General features: G+C 48.6%; 18 protein-coding genes. 1 reads left to right on the top strand and 17 read right to left on the bottom strand.

All coding sequences use genetic code 11. The features are described 5' to 3' along the window. Positions 1-264 precede the first annotated feature (264 nt). The 5 genes from ACLIN2_RS14735 to ACLIN2_RS14715 all read right to left on the bottom strand — a co-directional run bounded on the left by ACLIN2_RS14735 (position 265) and on the right by ACLIN2_RS14715 (position 4,910). Positions 265-912 carry a TetR/AcrR family transcriptional regulator gene (locus tag ACLIN2_RS14735; protein ID WP_174769250.1) on the bottom strand — a complete coding sequence of 216 codons (648 nt, stop codon included), beginning with the start codon at positions 910-912 and terminating at the stop codon, positions 265-267. 153 nt (positions 913-1,065) lie between these two features. Then, positions 1,066-2,226: an MFS transporter gene (locus ACLIN2_RS14730; protein WP_092270054.1), complete on the bottom strand. Its 1,161-nt coding sequence runs from the start codon at positions 2,224-2,226 to the stop codon at positions 1,066-1,068. A 254-nt stretch (positions 2,227-2,480) separates the two neighbouring features. After that, positions 2,481-2,708 (bottom strand): AroM family protein, encoded by a 228-nt coding sequence (locus ACLIN2_RS14725; RefSeq protein ID WP_411504409.1) that lies wholly within the window; start codon positions 2,706-2,708, stop codon positions 2,481-2,483. Between the two features lie 131 nt (positions 2,709-2,839). Further along, positions 2,840-3,778: a M15 family metallopeptidase gene (locus ACLIN2_RS14720; RefSeq protein ID WP_092270060.1), complete on the bottom strand. Its 939-nt coding sequence runs from the start codon at positions 3,776-3,778 to the stop codon at positions 2,840-2,842. Positions 3,779-3,980: 202 nt separating this feature from the next. Beyond that, on the bottom strand, positions 3,981-4,910 hold the full coding sequence (locus ACLIN2_RS14715; RefSeq protein ID WP_092270063.1) for a bile acid:sodium symporter family protein: 930 nt from the start codon (positions 4,908-4,910) through the stop codon (positions 3,981-3,983). Positions 4,911-5,141: 231 nt separating this feature from the next. Here ACLIN2_RS14715 and ACLIN2_RS14710 point away from each other — a divergent pair. Further along, positions 5,142-6,499 (top strand): IS3 family transposase gene (locus ACLIN2_RS14710; protein WP_327933914.1). Its coding sequence is split into 2 segments (ribosomal slippage): positions 5,142-5,595 and positions 5,595-6,499, totalling 1,359 coding nucleotides; the frame shifts between segments, so codons are not numbered across the junction. Between the two features lie 53 nt (positions 6,500-6,552). Here ACLIN2_RS14710 and msrA read toward each other — a convergent pair. From msrA to ACLIN2_RS14650, 12 genes are all read right to left on the bottom strand, one after another. Further along, entirely contained in the window at positions 6,553-7,521 is a 969-nt protein-coding gene (msrA, locus tag ACLIN2_RS14705; protein ID WP_411504408.1) for a peptide-methionine (S)-S-oxide reductase MsrA, read from the bottom strand. A 173-nt stretch (positions 7,522-7,694) separates the two neighbouring features. Then, entirely contained in the window at positions 7,695-8,909 is a 1,215-nt protein-coding gene (locus ACLIN2_RS14700) for a M20 metallopeptidase family protein (protein WP_411504407.1), read from the bottom strand. Positions 8,910-8,934: 25 nt separating this feature from the next. Beyond that, positions 8,935-10,335: a M20/M25/M40 family metallo-hydrolase gene (locus tag ACLIN2_RS14695; RefSeq protein ID WP_092270072.1), complete on the bottom strand. Its 1,401-nt coding sequence runs from the start codon at positions 10,333-10,335 to the stop codon at positions 8,935-8,937. Beyond that, a complete protein-coding gene (locus ACLIN2_RS14690; protein WP_092270075.1) occupies positions 10,335-11,993 on the bottom strand; it encodes an ABC transporter substrate-binding protein in 1,659 nt (552 codons plus the stop codon). The genes ACLIN2_RS14695 and ACLIN2_RS14690 overlap by 1 nt, the downstream gene beginning before the upstream one ends. 39 nt (positions 11,994-12,032) lie before the next feature. Beyond that, positions 12,033-12,947 (bottom strand): oligopeptide ABC transporter permease, encoded by a 915-nt coding sequence (gene opp4C, locus ACLIN2_RS14685; protein ID WP_092270078.1) that lies wholly within the window; start codon positions 12,945-12,947, stop codon positions 12,033-12,035. 28 nt (positions 12,948-12,975) lie between these two features. Further along, positions 12,976-13,926 carry an ABC transporter permease gene (locus ACLIN2_RS14680; RefSeq protein WP_411504406.1) on the bottom strand — a complete coding sequence of 317 codons (951 nt, stop codon included), beginning with the start codon at positions 13,924-13,926 and terminating at the stop codon, positions 12,976-12,978. Between the two features lie 20 nt (positions 13,927-13,946). Then, positions 13,947-14,936 (bottom strand): ABC transporter ATP-binding protein, encoded by a 990-nt coding sequence (locus ACLIN2_RS14675; protein WP_328211638.1) that lies wholly within the window; start codon positions 14,934-14,936, stop codon positions 13,947-13,949. Continuing rightward, on the bottom strand, positions 14,933-15,955 hold the full coding sequence (locus ACLIN2_RS14670) for an ABC transporter ATP-binding protein (protein WP_092270088.1): 1,023 nt from the start codon (positions 15,953-15,955) through the stop codon (positions 14,933-14,935). Before ACLIN2_RS14670 ends, ACLIN2_RS14675 begins: the two co-directional genes overlap by 4 nt. A 38-nt stretch (positions 15,956-15,993) precedes the next feature. Then, positions 15,994-17,202, bottom strand: a complete 1,209-nt coding sequence (locus ACLIN2_RS14665) for a M20 family metallopeptidase (protein WP_092270091.1) — start codon at positions 17,200-17,202, stop codon at positions 15,994-15,996. A 236-nt stretch (positions 17,203-17,438) separates the two neighbouring features. After that, a complete protein-coding gene (locus ACLIN2_RS14660; RefSeq protein ID WP_411504405.1) occupies positions 17,439-19,460 on the bottom strand; it encodes a S9 family peptidase in 2,022 nt (673 codons plus the stop codon). Between the two features lie 6 nt (positions 19,461-19,466). Continuing rightward, a complete protein-coding gene (locus ACLIN2_RS14655) occupies positions 19,467-21,254 on the bottom strand; it encodes a S9 family peptidase (RefSeq protein WP_411504404.1) in 1,788 nt (595 codons plus the stop codon). A gap of 180 nt (positions 21,255-21,434) precedes the next feature. Then, complete coding sequence (locus ACLIN2_RS14650; protein ID WP_092270101.1) at positions 21,435-22,346, bottom strand: DMT family transporter; 912 nt, start codon at positions 22,344-22,346, stop codon at positions 21,435-21,437. Positions 22,347-22,391: the final 45 nt, after the last annotated feature.

The raw sequence follows: 22,391 nt of genomic DNA, 5'->3' as shown, positions 1-22,391 counted from the left end.
TCCGTCAACGAGTCAGCCCGCGAACCTCAAACCGACTAGTTGGTTTGAAGGCGCTGAGCAAGACCGACCAGTTGGTCTTTGCTACAGTATAACAAGTTTCTGAATAATAGTACAGACCAACTGGTTGGTCTGACGGAACTATTTTTAATCTCGTTGCAATGCTTTGTACAACGAGAGAAGGTTTGGAGCGACCACAGCCCCATCCCGCTATCTTCTCGCAGCGCGATTTTTGACACAGTCGCTTTTTTCTCCTATAGCTGTTTCCTAAAAAGGCTTAAACGGCATCTCCGAAGATGTTAAAAAGAATCGATTGAAATCAGGGTTTGCCATCGCATCCTGTTTCAGTACAGAGTGCAGTACCATATCTGCATAAATATCGGCAATTTGCTCAATCGAGTATGTACCCGACTTTTGGTACCATTTATAAATCCAGTTCACCATCCCGAAAATAGCCATCGATACGATGGGAACAGGCAGCTCGGGACGAAATTCTCCAGAGTCGATACCGTCTTGTACCACCGTGAACATGATTTTTTTGTAACGATCCCGCTTGATCTCGATGTCTCTGAAATATTCGGGGGCCAAGAATAAGCTTTCCTGATAGAAGATGGTCACTTGTGATCGATACAGATCGATCATCATGACGAAGGACTTCACGATCGCCTGCAACCGCTCTGTCGGTGTTTCCCACTGCTCGTAAGCTTCCTCCGCCTTTTCCAGTACGTAAGAAATAAACTGATCGTGGATGATGTAAAGAAGCTCATCCTTCGACTTAAAGTTGTGATAAAAACCACCTTTGGACGTGCCGCTTTCTTTGACGATTTGGTCCACAGTCACCCGGTGGTAGCCATTTGCTTCAAACAAGCGCATGGACGTTTCAATAATTCGTTCTCTGATTGATTTTTCGCTCATTATCTTCACCCGTAGTCATTATAGCACAAGATCTGGTATCGTCACTCCTGTTGCGATGCAAGTTCGCGATGAAATGAAAAAAACGTTGCGTAAAAAAACAAGAGCCCTACTGCTTTGGAGCCCTTGTTTGGCGTTTGCATGATCACTATCCGATTAACTACTGACTGACGATCCTTGCTTGGCTGCTGATTGCTTTTCTTTTGTTAGGAAGGCGCCGCCAAGCAAAAAGGCACCGCTAATATAAAAGACCGCAACTAGACCACCCCAGCTGCCAATGACGCCAAAAAACAGTGGCGCAATGAGCTGCGAGAGTCGATTGGAAGCAAGCCGCAGCCCCAGCACTTCACCCGTTCGCGTTTTCGGTGAAGCGTTGTATGTCGTGGTCAAGGATAAAGGCTGCCCACATCCCAATCCTACCCCCATGATGGCGCTCAACACGAGCAGCCACCACTCATTACTTACAAACGGAATGAAAATGAACGAGATCCCCGCCGTTAAGATGGAAAACAGCAAAACCTTTTCCCTGCCTGCCTTTTCCGCTAGCTTGGCTAAAAAGAACCGGACTGGAACCATCGCAAGTCCCTGAATGGCAACAATCCACCCGATATTCGAGTCTGAGATCCCCAAATGACTCGCATACAAAGGGAAGTACGCCACATAAATATCACGAGAATACAGGACGAGCGCACTTGTCGCGAGTGCTTTGCGCAGCAGCGGAATCCGCAATAAAGTAAAGGAGCTGCCCGATTCTTCTGCTGCCATCTGCTTCTTCTGCCCCACCACTTTTGGTATCAGCAAGGAAAAACAAATCGGCACAACGCTGATGATCACCGATACGATAAATACGGACGCATACGATACATGCTCCGACAAGTATCCACCGACCACTGGACCAATAAAGCTTGCGAGTGCGACGACTGTGCTAAAAATGCTGAAGTAGTGGTCGCGATTTTCTTTTGTCGCCGCTTTTCCCAAGACATTTTGCATACATACATTGATGAAAACATGGGATATCCCTACGATCGCCTGGGAGACAAAGAGTGAAGGCAATGTCGGAAATAGAAAAGGAAGCGTCAGTCCAATCGCACAGCCGATGTTGGACAAGAAGAGCGGAATGCGGTCCCCAAAGTAATCCGCAATTTTTCCCGCATGGATGGCAAACAACAACGGAAAAAACGCAAAAGTCGCGGCCAAAATCCCGATAAGAAACGTATCTGCCCCCAAGTGAGACGCATACAACGTCATGATCGGTCTCGTGGCGAAAATCATGATCTGGAATCCAAAGGTAATCATTAGCACATTACGTAAAATCATTCCTGTTCCCCCGGCTCTTCTCTCTCGTTACACCTGTTCATTGTAGTAAAATTTCGATAGAAAAAGATATTCCGAAAATTTATCACAGTCATTTAAAAAGCAAATGTGATGGAAAGCTTTTTAATAGGTTGTTATGTACCAATGTAAGACGCTTTTGCAGCAATGTGAAATAGCGGTTTTACATGAGTGGTGATAACTTGTGGTTATGAGAGGGCAAACAAAAAAACACCCCGTAACAGGGTGCTCGCTGCTTGCTAAATCATTTCTAATAAAATTTTCGCCATGAGGGCAGAAGACAGGATGACCGGCAGACCTGTCAGATCACTTGCCAGCTGATGTGCTTCTTCCGTGTACCCCATGCAGTCCAGAAGGAGTATATCGACGTGATCCCTCAATGGCGCTACCGCTTGTTGGTATGTGTCTGCATCTAGCTTGAACGGGGAAGACTCCTGTACATAGCAGCAGCGTAGTGGAAATCCCACGGCTCTCCATTTCCCTGATCTTCTCCTGTAGAATAGGCCGCTTTTTTGTGTGCGCTTACAATCGGCTCAAACCAAAAAAGAGAAAGCCGTCCTCTCCAAAGGAACGGGCTTTCTCTTGTTCATGTAATCCACTACTGTTCTGACGAAACCGGTGCGATCCCAAAGTACTCTTCCATGGTCGTTTGTTTCTCTTCGATTGCTTGGGCAACTTCATTTCCAACATAACGCAAATGCCAAGGCTCGTATATATACCCCGTGATGGCGTCCTTGCCCTCTGGGTAACGGATAATAAAGCCGTATTCATGCGCATGATCCGCAAGCCATTTCGCTTCTTTGGTTCCAGCAAAGCAACTGGTCGCTGCGCATTTTCCGTCCGCGCCTGACACGTCGATCGCAAGTCCGGTCTCATGTTCACTCGTTCCAGGGACTGCGCTGTATGTACGCGCCTTCTCCAGTCCATCCTGCTGCACGTAGCGATTAAACAATGCCTTCTGATAGGCATGTGGACGATAGGCAGATACACCGGCGAGGGCTACTCCATCCGCTTTCGCAGCCGCAAACAGCTTTTCCAGCGCTTCTGCCGCTTCCTTGCGCATTTGGCGCTTTTCACTCTTGGCGGGGAGCAGATATGGCACATTCGGGAAAACGAGATCCGTCGGCTGATAATTATCCGGCAGCTGCCGCTGTTTGTTGACGAGAACGGTTACACTCTGCGGCTCCGCTACTACCTCGAGATCAAGGTCTGGAATCTGCACCGAATCAGAAGGCTTGCCGGATGGCTTCTGCTCTTCCGGTATAGTGGAAGCAGCTGGCTTTTGCGGTTCCGCAGATGATTTCGGTGGTGTCTTCACCGGCGCTTGACCTTCTGTAGGCTTCGGTGCCGTTTCAGTGGAATTGCTCGGCTGTGACTTTTGTCCCGGTTCGTTTTTTTCAGTCGAAGCAGGGGCATCGGATTGAGTAGGTGCCTCCGATTGTGGAGGAGCAGCAGCACTACTGCAGCCTGTCACGAGTAGGAGCGCGGTTGAAATCAGGAGAAAGTGACTTTTCACAGGATTCCTTACTTTTTTCATCTTGTCGTTCCTTTCAATCCCGGCGATTTCACGTAAGTCCGGTCTGGGTGTTCGTACCTGTTACCTTTATCGTACGTAATCATTATGACATACATCCACCCGTTTTCGTTACAGGTTTCCGTAGATTTATGGTCACAAAAAACCTTCGCTCCATCCAGGGATTACTGGCGAAGCGAAGGCTGTTTTGTTGACATGTTTCCCGCTATTTCTCTTCCTTTTTGGCGAACCAAGTAGCGAGGACAGAACCGGAAATATTATGCCACACGCTAAAGATGGCACTTGGCACTGCAGCAAGCGGATTGAAGTGGGCTGCTGCCAAAGCTGCTCCCAAACCAGAGTTTTGCATTCCGGTTTCCAAAGTAATGGCTTTTCTTTTAGCGAGGTTTAATCCAAACAATTTGGCAAAGCCATATCCCAGCAGGTACCCAAGAACATTGTGCAAAATGACGACTGCAAAAATGATAAGTCCCGTTTCCACGATTTTTCCTTTATTAATAGCTACCACGATCGCTACGATCAGGACGATGGCGATCGTCGATATCAAAGGCAGCGCTTTTGCACTCGCAGCAGCTTGCTTTTGAAACAGCGCTTTGACGATTACACCCAGAACAATCGGCACGATCACGACTGTCACGATGTCCATAAACAGGGACTGGGTGTTAATATTCATCCATTGACCTGCAAGCAAGGAAATGAGAGCGGGCGTTGCCAGCGGTGCGATCAGGGTCGATACAGCAGCGATGGATACACCCAAAGCCACATCTCCTTTGGACAAATACGTCATGACGTTTGAGGCAGTACCACTTGGACAGCAGCCAACCAGGATAACGCCAACGGCAATGTCAGGCGGAAGCTGCAGAACAATGGCTAGGATGAAAGCGAGCGACGGCATGATCAAATAGTGGCCAATCACACCAATCAACACATCCACCGGGCGACGAAACACTTCCCGGAAGTCTTCCGAGGACAAGGTCAGTCCCATCCCGAACATAATGACACCGAGCAGGAAGGAGATGTACCCTTTTCCTCCCACAAATGCTTCTGGGGCAAAAAATCCGAAGATCGCAAACAAGATTACCCAGATCGAAAAAGTGCCTCCTACAAATTTACTGATTTTTTCAACGGTATTCACTGCATCTCTCTCCACTCTCTTTTTTATCTCTATTGTATTTTTTTCATTATACTTTACGACTTTTCATTATTCTATACACTCTCACAATTCCATCTATACTTATTACCTATATAACTATAGTTTTCATATCAAAGCGTGCGTTCGGAAAAAGACCGCCATCCTCCCACTTTGGGAAGTGAACTGCACCCCAATTGTTAGACACATCTAACGATTGGGGGTGCAGTTTTTTCTATGGCTAAATTTTCTCCGGAAGATAAAATAACAGCGGTTCTCCGCTATTTAAACGGTAACGAAAGCTTTGCTTCCATTAGCTCGTCAATGGGTATTGCGAAATCTGAGGTGGTTAAATGGGTTCAACATTACCAGCACCACGGTACCGAAGCGTTTATGAAACTCTATACAGGTTACACGGTTCAGTTTAAACTAGACGTACTCAATTATATGAACGGTCAAGGGACGTCTATCAGGGAAACAGCTGCACGGTTTAACATCTCGCATTCGTTGCTGATTCAATGGAAAAAGCAGCTGGAATTGCAAGGATTGGATGCCCTTGAATCAAAGAAGAAGGGGCGTCCATCTATGCAAAAGAAAAACTCCAGTTCAATGAAAAATCAAGTACCAGCAGAAGGATCACTAGAGGCATTGAAGGCGGAAAATGAACGTTTGCGTATGGAGAATGCTTATTTAAAAAAGTTGAATGCCTTAGTTCAAAACAAGGAAAAATCACCAGGCAAGACAAAGCACAAGTAGTCTATGAACTAAGGCATGAATTTCCGGTGAAAGCACTTCTTCAACTCGCAGATATTCCTAGAAGTACGTATTATTTTTGCGTGAAAAACTTTGGTCGTCCAGATTTGGATGGGGAGTTAAAAGTGTTGATTCAAGCCATTTATGACGAACATGAAGGACGCTTTGGCTACCGTCGTATCCGTGATGAACTTCGAAATCGTGGGCATATAGTCAATCACAAAAAAGTCCAGCGAATCATGAAGGAATTGGGGCTAAAATGTCTTGTCCGCATGAAAAAATATCGCTCTTATAAAGGAAAAGTCGGTACGATTGCTCCAAATATTTTGGACCGTAACTTCAAAGCTGAAAAACCAAATGAGAAGTGGGTAACAGATATTACAGAGTTTAAATTATTTGGTGAAAAGCTCTATTTCTCACCGATATTGGATTTGTTTAACGGCGAAATTATCACCTATACAATCGGTTCAAGACCAACCTATTCCTTAGTTTCAACCATGTTAGAACAAGCTTTTGAACAATTGACAGATGACCATACTCTTATGATTCATTCTGATCAGGGCTGGCACTACCAAATGAAACAATATCATCATGCCCTTCATGAGCGAGGCATCACACAGAGTATGTCCCGAAAAGGGAACTGCTACGATAATGCAGTGATGGAAAATTTCTTTGGTATTATGAAATCAGAACTTCTATATCTAAAAGAATTTCACAGCGTGGAGCACTTTAAGACAGAACTAGCCAAATATATTGAATACTATAATTCCAAACGAATTAAGGCAAAATTAAAAGGCCTGAGTCCGGTGCAATACCGAATTCAAGCCCTAGAGGCTGCCTAATAAATTAATCTGTCTAACTTTTCGGGGTCACTTCAAAGCTGACGGTCTTTCGATCATTTTTCAAACAAACGCTTGTACTCGCCAAAGCCTTCCTCTTCCAAACGATCTTTTGGAATAAATCGAAGCGCAGCCGAGTTGATGCAATACCGAAGTCCATTCTCACCTGGACCATCCTCAAATACGTGCCCCAAATGGGAATCCGCATCTTTACTCCGTACCTCGGTACGAATCATGTTATGCGTCAGGTCCATATGCTCGGTGACTACTTCTTGATCGATCGGCTGTGTAAAGGATGGCCAACCGCAATTGGAATCAAACTTGTCCAGCGAGCTAAATAGTGGCACGTTCGAAACGATATCCACGTAAATCCCCTCTTCATTGTGATTCCAAAATTCGTTGGTAAAGGGGCGTTCCGTTCCACTATTCTGTGTCACTTCATACTGCAAGGGTGTCAGTCGTTGCTTAAGCTCTGCTAGCTTTTCGCGATCACGCCAAGCTTCCTTCGTAAATTTCGCACGTCCGGAACCTTCCCGATAGTACTGGTAGCGTACCGGATTTTTTTGATAGTAATCCTGATGGTACTCTTCAGCAGGATAGAACGTCATGGCTGGCAGGATCAATACGGCGATCGGCTTTTGGAAACGTCCGCTCTCGTCCAGCTCCTTCTTCGATTCCTCAGCTAGACGCCTCTGTTCTTCATCGTGATAAAAAATGGCTGGCGCATACGACTGTCCTCGATCCCCGAACTGTCCGCCTGCATCAGTCGGGTCGATTTGCCGCCAAAATAGCTGCAGCAAATCTTCATAAGAAAATCTTGCCGGATCATATGTAATCTGGACCGCTTCATAGTGACCCGTCGTACCGGAACAAACCTGCTCATACGTCGGGTTCTCCACTGTCCCTCCTGTATAGCCTGAGATTACTTTCTGAATGCCTGGCATTTTATCAAACGGGCTGACCATGCACCAAAAGCATCCACCCGCAAAGGTAGCCAGCTTGTAAGCATTTGTGTCGCTACTCATGCCCTTCGCCTCCTAACGTTTTCCCTTACATGCTTTCATCCCTTCGATTGTACCTGTTTTTGAAAAAGAAAGTCCACCTTGCAACTGTTATACTTACATGCACTCTGTGAAAGGCAAAGACCCCGCCAGCTAGCGAGGTCTCTGTTTTCATTTGTCTAGCCCCATATTTCCGTTTATCCTTGCGCTGTTGCAGACTCGATAGGACTTGGAAAGGACGATGCGTCGCCCCCAAAAACGATGGAAAGAAACGCTTTGCCGGTCAACAGTATGGCTCGCTCATCTGCATCAAACATGGGATGGTGATGTGGATACGTTGCCCCGATCTCCGGATTACGTCCACCTACAAAGAAAAAGGTACCCGGGACTTTCTGCAGGTAATAGGTAAAATCCTCACTCGCCATGCTTGGATCCAGGTTTTTTACGTTTTCCTCGCCTATCAGATGTTGAAATAGCCTGCGAACGACTTGTGTCTGCTCGGGATGATTCCAAACAGCGTCATAGCCAGAACGATAGCGAACCGTCCCGACAGCACCCGCCGCCTCGCAGGTAGCTTCCGTGATCTGGCGAATCTGCTGCTCCACGAAGCTTCTGACCTCTTGATTGAAGGTACGGACATTCCCGTTGATGTGGCAGGTGTCGGGAATGACATTCGCTGCAAGCCCGCTGTGGATTGATCCGACTGACAGAACGACTGGTTCAATCGGATCTACACGCCTGCTCACGATCTGCTGCAAATTCACCACCAGCTGACACCCTACCACGAGGGGATCGATCGTCAAATGCGGCTGACCGCCATGACCGCCTTTTCCTGAGATGTCAATCTCAAAGCCATCGCCAGCAGCCATCGTATAGCCGTCTGTCACACCAATCGTTCCATACGGCTCTGTAGACCACACATGTGCACCGTAAACTTCATCTACCCCGTCGAGGCAGCCATCCTCAATCATGGCTTTTGCGCCACCGGGAGGCATCTCCTCTGCGAATTGATGAAGAAATACGACGTTTCCGGGCACCTGCTCTCGCACCTCGCTCAGTACGTGTGCGACACCAAGCAAGGCCGATGTGTGTATGTCATGTCCGCAAGCGTGCATGACTCCTGGAACGCGAGATTTGTACTCGACCTGTTTCTCGTCCTGAATGGGCAGTGCGTCAAAGTCTGCACGCAGAGCGATCGTCTTTCCTGGCTTGCCGCCACGTAAAAGTCCAACGACTCCTCGGCCACCAACTTCTGTCCTGACCTCCAGCCCAAGTGCTCGTAAATAATCGGCTACTTTTTTCGGGGTATTCACTTCCTGATAGGATAGCTCCGGATGCATGTGGAGGTCGCGTCGAATATTCACCAATTCGGGGTAAAGCTGTTCCAATCTCGTGAACAAATCAGACAACATCCGCCTACTCCCCCTTCTTTTCCTCTTACGCTTCTACGCTTCTTTCTTCTCCAGTCAGCGCTGCCGCAAATCCCGAGAGCAGCAGGACCATATGGGCTATCCCTTGCTCAAAATCCTGCAGTCGAATGGATTCGTTTGGAGCATGCGCTTTCGATCCTACCCAGCCCACTCCGGTACTCACGACTGGCAGCTTCAACGTTTCTCCAAAGGCGAACATCGGTCCTGTACCCGCTGAATTCGGAGCGAGAACCGGGCCCTTTTCGTAGATGACTTTGGCAGTGTCGAGCACATGAGCGACAAACGGATGATGGAAGTCGGAACGATACGCCTTCTGACCATTAATCATCGTCGCTTTCACATCGTCAAAGCCATTTGCCAGCAAGTGCTTTTGAATGCAAGCGAGAATATGCTGAGGATCTTGCCCTGGTACCAGACGGCAATCCACTTTTGCCTTTGCACTCTTTGGCAGAACCGTTTTGGCCCCTTCGCCTGTATAACCGCTTTCCAATCCGCAAATCGTCATCGTAGGATGGAAAACCATCGCTTCCCGTGGATCGGTTCCCTTCTCAGCCGTGATAAGAGGTCGTTTGAGACCATACAGCTTGCTCACGGCTTCTTCGTCAAAAGGAAGCTCCGCTACGACCTGCTTCTCTCCATCCGTAGGCTCTTCGATTCCATCAAAGAAACCTTCGACCAAAATCTCGTTCTGCTTGTTTTTCATGGAAGCCAGAGCCTGCACCAAGCGCCATGCCGCATTGTCCACATAGGCTCCTACGGAGGAATGCATGTCAATATCGGCACCGACGCAAGTCAACTCCATGTATGCCATGCCTTTGATCCCTGCTACCATACTGATGCGGTCTTCCTCGTCCTTGGAGCCGAACTCCCAGATGCACGCGTCAGCGGCAAACAGCTCTTGATACTCTTTTAAATACGGCTCCAGATTCGGACTCCCGATCTCCTCTTCGCCCTCAATCATGAACTTGATATTGCAAGGCAATCCGCCAAGCTCACGATTTAAAATCTGAATGGCAGTCAACCGGGCAACCAGGTCGCCTTTATTATCGGCGACCCCCCGTGCAAACAATTTCCCGTCTTCAATGACCGGATCAAATGGCTCTGAGTTCCATTCTGCAAATGGCTCCGGAGGTTGAACATCGTAGTGGTTGTAGAACAGCAAGGTCTTCGAAGCATCGCCTTCGCTTCCCGCCGCAAAAAACGCGTAGATGACGGGGTTTCCACCTAACTCATCGAGGATCTGCACTTCGCCGCCAGCAGACGTGATCATTTTGGCAACGAAGGCAACCGTTTCTGGAATCGCTTTGTGCTGCGCCGATATGGTAGGAAATCGCAAGTACTCCTTAAGTGTTTCGATAGCACCTGGCACGCTTTCCTGAACGATGCTGACCAGCTGTTCTTTTTCCATTATTGAGCGCCTCCCATGGACCATTTTTCAAGGTGATTGTGGAATCCGAAAATTTTCGGTTCCCCAGTGGCAACCTGTTTGGAATAAGCGAAGAAATCACTATCCGAGTACAAGGAAATCAAAGGTACATCTTGATTCCAAATCGCTTGCAGCTCGTTGTAGATCTCTTTGCGTTTGTCTGGATTCGCTTCTGCTTTCCCTTTCAGGAGAAGCTCATCGACTTTTGGATTTTTGTACTTCATGAAGTTAAAGGATCCAATCGAGCTGTACAGGGAAGATACTTCCGGATCGAGCGTAAAGGTAAGACCCATTAACAGAAGTTCGTAGTCCCCAGCCTTTGCTTTTTGCATGATGGTCGGGAAGTCAAACGTAGATACTTTGACTTTCAATCCGATTGCTTTCAGGTTTTGCGTCAAAATGTCTGCGGATTGCTCGCGAACTTTGTTGCCAAGCGGAACGACAAAGTTGAGCTCATGGTTGAAGTCCCAACCAGCTTCTTGCAGCAGCTGCTTCGCTTTTTCTACGTTATAGCTGTATTTCTCCAGGTTTTTGTCAAGGTATGGGCTAACAGAAGTATACGGTCCATCCACGATTTCACCGTATCCTCGCAGCAGCTTGTCTACAATTTGCTGACGGTCAAGCGCATACGTGATCGCTTGGCGTACACGAGGATCTGAAATCTTTTCAGTGTTGAACATCATGGTTTGGAAGCCGTATTGCGCTTCGCTCTTCGTCGTCACGTTCTCAAACTTCTTCACTGTCTCGTAATCTTGCGGTGGAATTTTCCCAATTCCGTTACCAATGTTCATTTGCAGCTCGCCTGTTTGCAGCTGTGCTACGAGGTTTGGCGCAGGCATAATTTTGATGAACATTTTATCAAGCTGTGGGGCTCCCAGATAGTAGTCTGGGTTCTTTTCAAACTCGACGTACTGGTCCTTTTTGTATTGGACAAACTTGAACGGGCCGTTTGTTACCGTTGGCTTTTGCATGAATGGATCTTGCGACAAGGCAGCTGGATCAATCTTCTCAAGCGCGTGCTTCGGCAAGATCATCAGCTTTGTGCCCAACTGCTCTTTGATCATATTCGGATCGACAGGAGCTTTGGTTTTGAACTCAATCGTTTTCTCATCAATGACTTTTACACCAGGCAGTTCGGTTTTCCCATCCTCTAGCTTCCCTGTATCTTTCGTGCCTTCAAACATCGACAGGTAGCTGCCTACAGAAATCTCTACCTTTGGATTCGCAATCAAATTGAACGTGAAGGCTACATCCTCTGCGGTTACCGGTTTGCCATCCGACCATTTGGCATCCTTGTTAATTTTGATGGTAAAGGTTTGGTTGTCGGTTGTTTCAAAAGAATCAGCCAGCTTCGGAACAAACTTCAGCGGCGCTTCCATCTCGAGGAAGGAGTCGAACATGAATTTTTCTACAAACTGAGAGGCTACGTCCGCGCTGTTGATCGGGTTGAAGAGAATGGGCGGATTGACCAAGCCGAGGAACATCGTTTTCCCAGCCGCGCTGGTGGTTGAGCCACCACTGTTTGATGGTGCGGCAGTGCTACCGGTACCACTCGTCGCTGTATTGCCGCCTCCGCAGCCTGCGAGCAGCAAGAGTGAGGCAACTGCTGCAATACTGATGCTTCGATTGATTCGTTTCATTCATAGACCCCCCTATTTTTTTATTTCACCCAATCCTTGTTACTTCAAGCTTTTCGGATCCATCGCATCCCGCAAGCCGTCTCCCATGAAGTTGATAGAGAGAACAGCGAGCAAGATCATCATACCCGGTGGAACCCACAGCCAAGGTTGAGATGACAACACCGTTAACGATTGCGCTTCTGTCAGCATATTGCCCCAGCTCGCTGTCGGCGGCTGTACGCCCATCCCCAAAAAGCTGAGGGAAGCCTCCATGATAATGGCCTGCGCAATCCCAAAGGTCGCATTGACCAGAATGGGAGCCAAGCAGTTCGGCAAAATGTGCTGAAAGACAATTTTCGGTGTGGAGTAGCCAAGTGCAACACCCGCCTTGACGTAGTCCATTTCTTTAATAGAAAGGACACTCCCTCGGACAATCCGACAAATTGCTGGCCATCCGAGTAAACCTAACACGATAATGATGTTATAAAGGTCTGGACCCATGATACTGACGAGAACCAAAATAACCATCAGATAAGGGAATGACATGAAAACGTCTGTAAGGCGCATGATCACCATGTCTACCCATTTCCCAAAGTAACCGGCTATCGCTCCCAAGACGGTTCCGATCACGACGTAAATCGCAACGGCGCCAACCCCTACAGAGAGTGAAACTCGAGACGCATAGATCAGACGACTCAAAAGATCACGTCCCACCTGATCGGTTCCCAGCATATGTTCGCCTGATGGCGCTGCCGCAAATTCCCCAGAAATCTCATATGGATCACTCGGGGAGATCAACGGGGCGAAAACGGCTGACAGAATAATCAAACAAAAAACAATCAAACCAAGCACAGCGAGCTTATGCTTGAGGAAGCGCTTGGTGATCATACGCATGTAGCTTTCCTCTGCCCCAAGTTGGGCTTGAACATTTGACAACGGAATATCCTTTTCCGTGTTTACATTTGCCATCGACATAGCTGTCCCTCCCCTCCAACATTCGTCATCAATCGTACTTAATTCGTGGATCTGCTACTGAGTAGAAGATATCCGCCAACAAGTTGGAAGAAAGTACGGCAATTGCTGCCAGGAAGTTGATCGCCATAAGCGTCGGATAGTCGCGAGAGCCAATTGATTGAATCGTCAGCTGTCCGAGTCCAGGCCATTGGAAGATCTGTTCGGTAACAACCGCACCACCAATCAGGACAGACACGTCTATACCGATTACCGTAATGATCGGAATCAGGGCGTTACGGAATCCGTGCTTGTTAATAACAAAGAATTCCCGCAGCCCCTTGGATCGAGCTGTACGCAAATAATCCTGACCGAGGATGTCCAGCATACTCGAGCGAACGTATCGTACCATCCTTCCCGCAATCCCTGCAGCGAGCACCATCGCCGGCATGATCAGATGCTTGAAGGTATCGCTGAATCCGCCTTCGCTGCCGAGCGTATTCATACCTCCTGTTGGCAGTGAATGCATCTGGACGGCGAAGATGTAAATAAAACCGAGCCCAAGAAAGAAGTGAGGAATGGAGATGCCTAGAAAAGAGACCGATGTCGATAGATAATCCAACCAGGAATACTGCTTCGTCGCGCTCAACACACCAATCGGAATGGCAATGAGATAGGCGACGAACAAAGCGGTTCCCATCAGGAGCAGCGTCGGACCAATCCGGGAAGACACCATGTTGAGTACCGGCTCGTACGTCGAAAAGGAATAACCGAAATCTCCTTGAACCAAATTGCCGAGCCAGCGGACGTATTGAACATAGATCGGATCATTCAGTCCCAACGCTTCTTTTTTCAGTTCAATATCAGCTTGTGTCGTATCCGGGTTTACAAACATTTCAACCGGGTTTCCAGGCGCCAGGTTTACGATGAAAAAGCTAAAGACGGTAACACCAAAGAGGACAGGTACCGCGATTAAAAGTCTTCGTACGATGTATTGAAACAAGGTATCCCCTCTCCTTTCTGTCAGCCTAGTGGAAAATGGCAGGCTACGGTATGCTCGTCACCCTGCAGTGCTGGAGCCTGTGAACGGCAAATGTCTTGTGCCAACGGGCAGCGTGCATGAAAGCTGCAGCCTTTTGGTGGATTTGCCGGACTTGGCACGTCCCCCTCCATGACGATCCGCTCCCTGTTTCGCAGATGCGGATTCGGAATGGGGTACGCATGGAGCAGTGCCTGCGTGTAGGGGTGCCGCGGATTTTTAAAGATATCCTCCGTCTTTGCCAGTTCTACAATTTTGCCAAGGTACATGACGGCGATGCGGTCACTTATGTACTTGACGACACCAAGACCGTGTGCGATGAACAAGTACGTCAGCTGAAATTCCTTCTGCAAATCTTTCAGCAGGTTGAGCACTTGCGCCTGAATGGAAACGTCCAGGGCAGATACCGGTTCATCGCAAACGATCAGCTTCGGCTGCAAAATCAGTGCTCTCGCAATCCCGATCCGCTGTCTTTGGCCACCGGAAAACTCGTGAGGATAGCGGCTTTTGTGAAATTTCGAGAGGCCAACAATTTCCAGAATGTCATCGACCTTTCTCGAAACCTCGCTTTTATCGGTCAGCTTGTGGGCGAGCAGCGGTTCCGCTAACAAATCGCCAATTCGTTTTCTCGGATTCAAGGAAGAGTAAGGGTCCTGGAAAATGATTTGGAGGTCTGTGCGAATTTTTCGCAGTTCCATGGACGACAAGGTACTAAGCTCCTTGCCTTTGAAAATGACTTTCCCCTCCGTTTGGGGATCCAGCTGAACGATTGCTCGTCCTGTGGTCGATTTTCCGCACCCGGATTCGCCCACAAGAGAGATCGTTTCTCCCTCATAAATCGTCAGGTTCAGACCGTCTACGGCTTTTACCTGACCGACTGTGCGAGAAATAATCCCCTTTTTGATAGGAAAATACTTTTTCAGGTTTTGCACTTCCAGTAAAGGGGTTCGTTCGTCGGATTTTATCAGACTCATGCGATCACCTCTGTCCTCGGTTGGATCGGGGCTCTGTGCGGATCATCTTGTTGTAACCAGCAGCGAACCCGGTGGTCGCTCTCAGGCTGAATCGGAAGTAAAGGCGGCTTTTCGTGAGCGCATTTTTCGGTCGCGTACTGACATCTTGTGTGGAAGCGGCAGCCTTTAGGCATGTTGTGGATCGTCGGTACTGTACCTGGAATCGAGAAAAGTCTCTGATCGCTGTCGTGCTCTAAGTGGGGAATGGAATCCATCAAACCTTTTGTGTAGGGGTGCTTGGGGTCATCAAACAAAGTAAACACGTCTGCTTCTTCTACTACTTGTCCGGCGTACATGACAATGACTTTGTCCGCCATTTCCGCGATCACTCCCAAGTCATGGGAAATGATCATGATCGCCGTATTCGATTCGTCTCGGAGCTTTTTCATCAGCTCCAGGATTTGTGCCTGAATCGTCACGTCCAAGGCCGTCGTCGGCTCATCTGCAATCAACAGCTTTGGCTTACAGGAAAGCGCCATCGCGATCATGACCCTCTGCCTCATCCCACCAGATAGCTTGTGCGGATACTCGTCGATGATCTCCGATGCACGTGGGATCCCGACTTTGGTCAGCATCTCGACCGCGTAGGCTCTCGCCTCTTTTGCTGGCAGCTTCATGTGAAGATTGATCAACTCTAGCATCTGGTTGCCTACTGTAAAGACAGGATTCAGAGAAGTCATAGGCTCCTGGAAAATCATCGAAATCTCGTTCCCTCGAATGCTGCGCATTTCCGCTTCTGTGGCTTTTGTCAGGTCTCTCCCGTTAAAAGTGATAGACCCCTTTTTAATCACGCCGGAATGGCCCAAGAGTCTCATGAGAGATAGGGAGGTCACGCTCTTCCCGCAGCCAGATTCACCTACGATTCCGATCGTTTCTCCTGGCCGAAGCTGAAAGCTCACTTCCTCTACGGAGATGACCTCGCCTTTATCGGTTTGAAACGCAGTCTGGAGCTTATCTACTTCGAGAAAGTTTTTTTCCAAGCCTCACACACCCCCGTCTTAGTGATCGTTATTCGGTATTAGACTGCCGGTTCGGGAACAGGCTTTGTTTCCTTTTCTACGGCGTAATGATAGACCAGTGCGGTCAGTGCTTTCGCTGCGTGTACCATCGCTTGCTCATCAAAATCAAATCTTGGATGATGATGCGGGTAATGAGCGCCTGTGTCTTCATTTCGTGCACCTGTAAAAAAGAACATGCCCGGTCTTTCTCGCAAATAGTAGGAGAAATCTTCACTACCCATGATGGGCGTCATTTCTATGAGCTGATTCTCATCGGTGAATGTTTTGACCGCTTCGAGGAACGCGTCGGTCTCCTCTGCGTGATTGAAAACAGCAGGATAGCCTGATTCGTATTTCAATTGGCAATCGGCATGCAGCCCCTGGCTGATTCCATTCACGATATTGGTCACTTCCCGCTGCATATGCTCTCTGACATTCTCGTCGAACGAGCGAACGGTTCCTTTGAGTACAGCTGAATCTGCGATGACGTTGCCCGCGTTTCCTGCATGGAAGGAGCCTACCGACAAAACAGCGGCCTTTTGTGGGTTAATTTGCCTGCTCACGATATATTGCAGCTGACCCACAAGCTGTGCCCCAATCGCGACGGCATCGACTGTCTCGTGAGGCGAAGCACCATGTCCGCCTTTGCCCTGCACCACGATCTCAAACGCATCTGCTGCAGCCATCGCGTAGCCTTTTGCGTACAAATAGGTGCCGGTGGGTGCTTGGGAAGTGAGATGGGTGCCGAACACGACATCTACTCCATCTAAGCAACCGTCTTCTATCATTCCGATCGCACCGCCGGGATTCAGTTCTTCCGCGTGCTGATGCAAAAGGACCACATTACCTGCCAGCTTGTCACGGTTCTCACTCAACACTTTTGCTACAGCGAGCAAAGTTGCCGTATGTCCATCATGTCCGCATGCGTGCATCACACCAGGTACTTTTGATTTATACGGAACTTCTTTTTCATCTGGGATCGGGAGGGCATCAAAGTCTGCGCGCAAGGCAATTGTCTTTCCAGGCTTCGCTCCACGAATGGTTCCGACAACGCCTCTACCACCGACCTGCGTCTTCACCTCAATCCCATAGCTCTCCAGAATGCCTGCAATCATTTTAGGTGTCTCTACTTCCTGAAAAGATAGTTCAGGGTATTGATGCAGATGTCTTCTCCATTCGACCATTTGCTCATACATCGATTCTATCTGAGTAAACCAATGATTCAGCATTCGGATTCCCCTCTCAATATGTTGGTAAAAATCCATATTTTGAGTATACGAATATTCAGATATAGATTCAATTATATTTTTCAGTTTATTCAGAATAAAAATTCTATTATGAAAACGTTTTCATCTATGATCTTGCAAGTTTGTAATCGCTGTCAACACATCGGAACACTTGGTATTAAATGATCAAAAAAGGAACGCAATACACGTTCCTTTTTTGATTAGAGCAAACAAAGCCTCTACTCCATCACTACTTTTTCCGTCTGGTGCAGGTACGTATCGAACCATTCTCCTGTGTATTGCAAGCGCAAAACACGCTGTTCCGGATCTCCGCTGCGGGATAGCTCGTGGCTCGCCCCTGGGAAACGAATGAAGCTGACTGGTGCCTTTCCCTGATGCTGCAAGGCGATATACAGCTGCTCTGCCTGTTCGATCGGGCAGCGATGGTCCTGTTCACCATGCATGATCAGGAGAGGCGTTTCCATCTTGGCGACATGACGAATCGGGGAGTGCTGCCAAAGCTTCTCTGGATTGGTAAAAGGATTGCCTTGAATCTCTTCCTCCGTGAAATAGTAGCCGATATCGCTCACCCCGTAAAAGCTGAGCCAGTTGCAAATGCTGCGATCTGTAACCGCCGCTTTGAACAGATTCGTTTGGCCGATGATCCAGTTGGTCATGAATCCCCCGTAGCTGCCGCCTGCAACACCTAGTCGCTCTGTATCGATAAAATCAAACGTCTGGCATGCAAATTTGACCGCACTCATCAAATCGAGGTAGTCGTTTCCACCGTAATCTCCGCAGCACGCTTGGACAAATTGGTCACCGTAGCCCAAGCTCCCCCGTGGATTGGTATACAAGACTGCATAGCCTTTTGCCGCGAGCAGCTGGAACTCGTGGAAGAACGTATTACCGTACATGGAGTGTGGGCCCCCGTGGATTTGCAGGACCATCGGGTATTTTTCACCAGGCTGAAAGCCCACTGGCTTCAACAGCCAGCCGTGAAGCTTCCAGCCATCTTCCCCCTGATACTCCAGCTCGATTGGCTCAGGCAACGCCAGCTCTTCCATCAGATCATGATTGACGTCCGTCAGACGAACTTCCTCACCTGTCGATAAATTCGCCGCATACAAATCTCCGGGCGTACGCGTATCGCTGACAGCCAGTACGACGGTATGGCTCTGTTCATTTAGACTAAATCCGTAAATGTTTCGAGCGCCGCCTACTACTTGGGTAATCTTACTGTCCAATGTCGTATGATATAGACCCGAATTGCCTCGCTCACTCGCGATGAAATACAGGCCTTGACCGTCTTCCGTCCAAACTCCGCCTGGATTTGGATGGCCAGGAGAGCGCACGTCTCCAATCGTGCAATCGCCTACATGAACATCCCAGTTCGCCGTGATGCAAGTCTGTGTTCCCTTTTCCAGATCCGTCACCCAAAGGCTCTTTTGTGTGGCGATCATCCGTGTGGGAGATTCGTTACCGATATACGCCAGCTTCTTGCCATCAACTGACCAGGTAGGGTTTGAAAAGGTTCCTGCACTATTGGTCAGCTTTTTCCAATCTCCTCCTGCTACAGGTACAAGATAAACGTCCAGAGCAAGATGCAGATCCGTATTCTCCACGCGGTTGGCCGTTATCGCCAGCCACTCGCCGTCTGGGGACCATGTCCCTACAGTGTGCTGATACTTCCCTTCCGTCAGTGGTGTGATTTCTCCGGTTCCCACTTCTACCACAGCAATCTGCTTGTTGGTATCATAGACAAAGCCAGCGTCATCCGACTTGTACATCATCCGGTTAACCACGATCGCTTTTCTCGGCAATTCCTTCTTCTCGTCGGTTTCCAGGTCAGCAAACGAATCATCCGGCGCAAGTGTCGATGAAAAAGCGATTCGCTTCCCGTCGGGTGACCACACTGGATTACCCGCTCCTGTTCTACATCTTGTCAGCTGCCTTGGCTCTCCCCCGTTCACATCGATCAGCCAGATTTGCGATTTTCCCGAACGTTTGGAAACAAAGCAGATCGTGGAGCCATCAGGCGACCAGCGAGGATAGGAGTCACGTACCTCACCCGTTGTGAGCGCTGTAACCGTTTGGTCTTGTAAAGATTGAAGAAACAGATGCGTTTGGTAAGCGCGATTTTCATCCACCATCGACTGCACGTACACGACTTTCCTTCCATCGGGAGAAAGCTGCGGATCACTCGCATACCGAATTCGATAAAAATCTTCCGCCGTAATGCCTCGTTTGTCCTGTACCATCGTCCTTCACTCCTCTTCTGAATGGGAATTCGCCAGGTGATGCAGAAAAAACTCGGATATTTTGTGATTCATGGTGATATGATTTTCCAGTTTCTCAGTCATGTGGCCTTCATCTTCAAAAATGTGAAGATCGACCAGCTGTCCCCTCTCTTTCATGTCCGCTACCAGCTGTTCTGCTTCACTGACAGGGACGCGCGTATCGTTGCGGCCATGAAATACGAGCAAGGGGACGTTGATTCGAGCGGAATGATTGAGCGGAGCGATTTCTTCAAAAAACTCGCTGTCTTCTGCGAGCGAACCGTACTCTGCTTCCCGCAATTTGCGTCTCCACTCCCCCGTGTTTTCGAGGAAGGTCCGGAAGTGTGAGATTCCTACAATATCGACGCCAGCTGCCCATAGATCCGGATAATGGGTTAATGCCGCCAGTACCATGAAGCCACCATAGCTGCGTCCCATGATACCGATTGCGTGCCCATTCACTTCTTCTTGATTGGACAGGTCCTTTGCCAGCCAGGCAAGATCCGCTACAGAGTCCATCCGCTTCCGCTTGTCATCCAGCTGCACATAGGTACGGCCATACCCCATGCTGCCACGCACGTTTGGTGCCACGACGATGAAGCCTTGATTCGCCAGATATTGAAAAACGGGATGGTATTCGGCGCGTATCTGACTCTCCGGCCCACCGTGCACGTGAATGACAACCGGTTTATTCCGTGCCTGTCCTTTGGAATAGAAGAAGTAAGGTACTTCCAAGCCGTCAAAGGAGCGAAAGGTTTTCAGTTCCGGTGTCACGAGCGTCTGCTCAATCGCCTCGGACCTGCCAATCGTTGTAATCTGCTCGTATGCTTTTGCTGCAAGCGTGTAGGTCCAGATGTCTCCTGGCATCGTAGGGCTTTTCAACGTAAATGTCAGTTGCTCATCCGACAGCCAGGCAAGTGACTGGATCACGCCAAAGGGAGTCCCTTCGACCTTCTCGTATGTACGTTCTGGTACGGAATATAACGATAAGGATGAGATGCCGCCTTCGTTTGTCGTGAATGCAATCTGCTGCTCATCCTTTGACAGGACGATTTCTTCTATATCCCAGCCGGGAATGTGGACAAGGCGCTCTAACTCGGGGCTATCAAAGGTAAACCGGTACAAGCCCATCGTATCTTCGCCGCGATCTGTGACAAGATACCCCCCGTTTCCGTCCGCAGTCATTTTCAAGGACTGGAATCGCGCAGGGACACTGCAAATCGGCAATCTCGATGCTGTTTTCGTTTGCACGTCCAAGAGGTACAGTGCGTTGTCGATATTCGTTTCCTGCACGCTAAAGACGATCTGCCCCCCATCTGGCAGCCAGCCAATCGGGACGCATCGGCCGTCATAGGCGAAGACTTCCTCGATCACTCCGCTTGCTACATCCTGCACAAACAAATCAAAGCATCGTGGATGACGCCGGTTACTGGACCAAACAATCTTTTCCCCATTTGGAGACCAGCCACCGAAATAATGAAAATGCTCAGGTGAGTTCGTGAGTGAAGCAACCACCTCTCCCTGGCCGTTCAGCAGGTAAAGCTGCTGGCGTTCATCCCCTTTGCAGTCCATACCTACAATCGTTTTCGTACCGCAAGGAGAATGCTCATACTCCACAACTCGATCAGGCAGAGAGGCGATTTGCACCGGACCTGACTCTCCCCAGCTCCACAGCTGTGCAGAGCCGGAGATTTTGCTGAGAAACGTCCATTTCTTCTGTCCAGGAACTACTTTCATCTGATAAGCGGACTGTACTTGCAAATAATCCAAGATCATACGCTGTCATCCCCCTCTCGTTGTTTCACTCCAATCAACCAGTTCCACGAAAATCGAATTTATCCTTCAACTTCTTTTCAATTGTCTGTATTTTTTGCAAATTCCCCCAATGTGCTTCCATCAAGAAAGCGCAAACCCGTACAGGAAGAAAACTTCCTGCGAGCTTGCGCTATTACCTACTTACATGGATTTTGTACGTTCTGCCAACAGCTCTGTCTGTCTCGTCGATGCTTTTCGAGAACGAACGGTCGCGACGATAACCCCGGTCACGATCAAGAGCGATCCCCCTACTTGAATAGCGGTTACTTGGGAGCCAAGCAGAAGAAAACCAACCAGCATGGCTACAAACGGCTGCAAATTGAGGAAAATGGCAGCTTTTCCCGTGCCTACTACCTGGAGCTGCTGATTCCATACCAACCCGCAAATCCCCTGCATAAAAATCGCTGTCAAAATGAGCATGGCCCACGCCCAAAACTCATGGCTGATCACGGATGTCCGATCAAGGGTGAGGAAGGCAGCTGGGGTGAGAAAAATGGTACCTACTGTAGTGGAATACACGGTCGAGATAAACGGATGCATCGTCTCTGTCAGCTTGCGGATGATGATCATGGATGAGGAGAAGGTCACCATCGCAATCAGAATCAGCATGACACCTTTGGAGATCGTAAGTCCTGCACCGATGCCCACTACACAAAACGTTCCCAGAAGAGCCAGAGCAGAGCCAATCTTCATACGATTGGTAAACTGTTCCTTCAAAAACAGAGAGGCCAAAATTGCTGTGACAATGGGTGCCATCGATAAGATCAAGGAAGCCGTTGTTGCATCCGTGGTAAGCAAGCCATTGAAATAGGCAGTCTGATTCGCCAACGTCCCAATCAGACCAAGCAAAACCAATAGTCCCCACTCTCTCGGCTTGATTTTCACGAATTTCTTTGTGATCCACGCATAACAGAGTAAAAACAGTGACGTAAACATCAGTCGAACATCTGCCAAAAACAGGGGAGGAAATTCTTTGACCAGCATGCTGCCGAATACAAAATTGCTCCCCCACAGCGTAACACAAAACAGCAACAGCAAGTATGATCGAATCATGGTCTATCCTTCTTTCGCCCGTTACATTCAACTCTTTGCTACGCT

The organism is Brevibacillus centrosporus, assembly GCF_046622605.1.
In the GTDB taxonomy this organism is placed as follows: domain Bacteria; phylum Bacillota; class Bacilli; order Brevibacillales; family Brevibacillaceae; genus Brevibacillus; species Brevibacillus centrosporus.
This window is presented reverse-complemented; position numbering and strand designations above follow the sequence as displayed.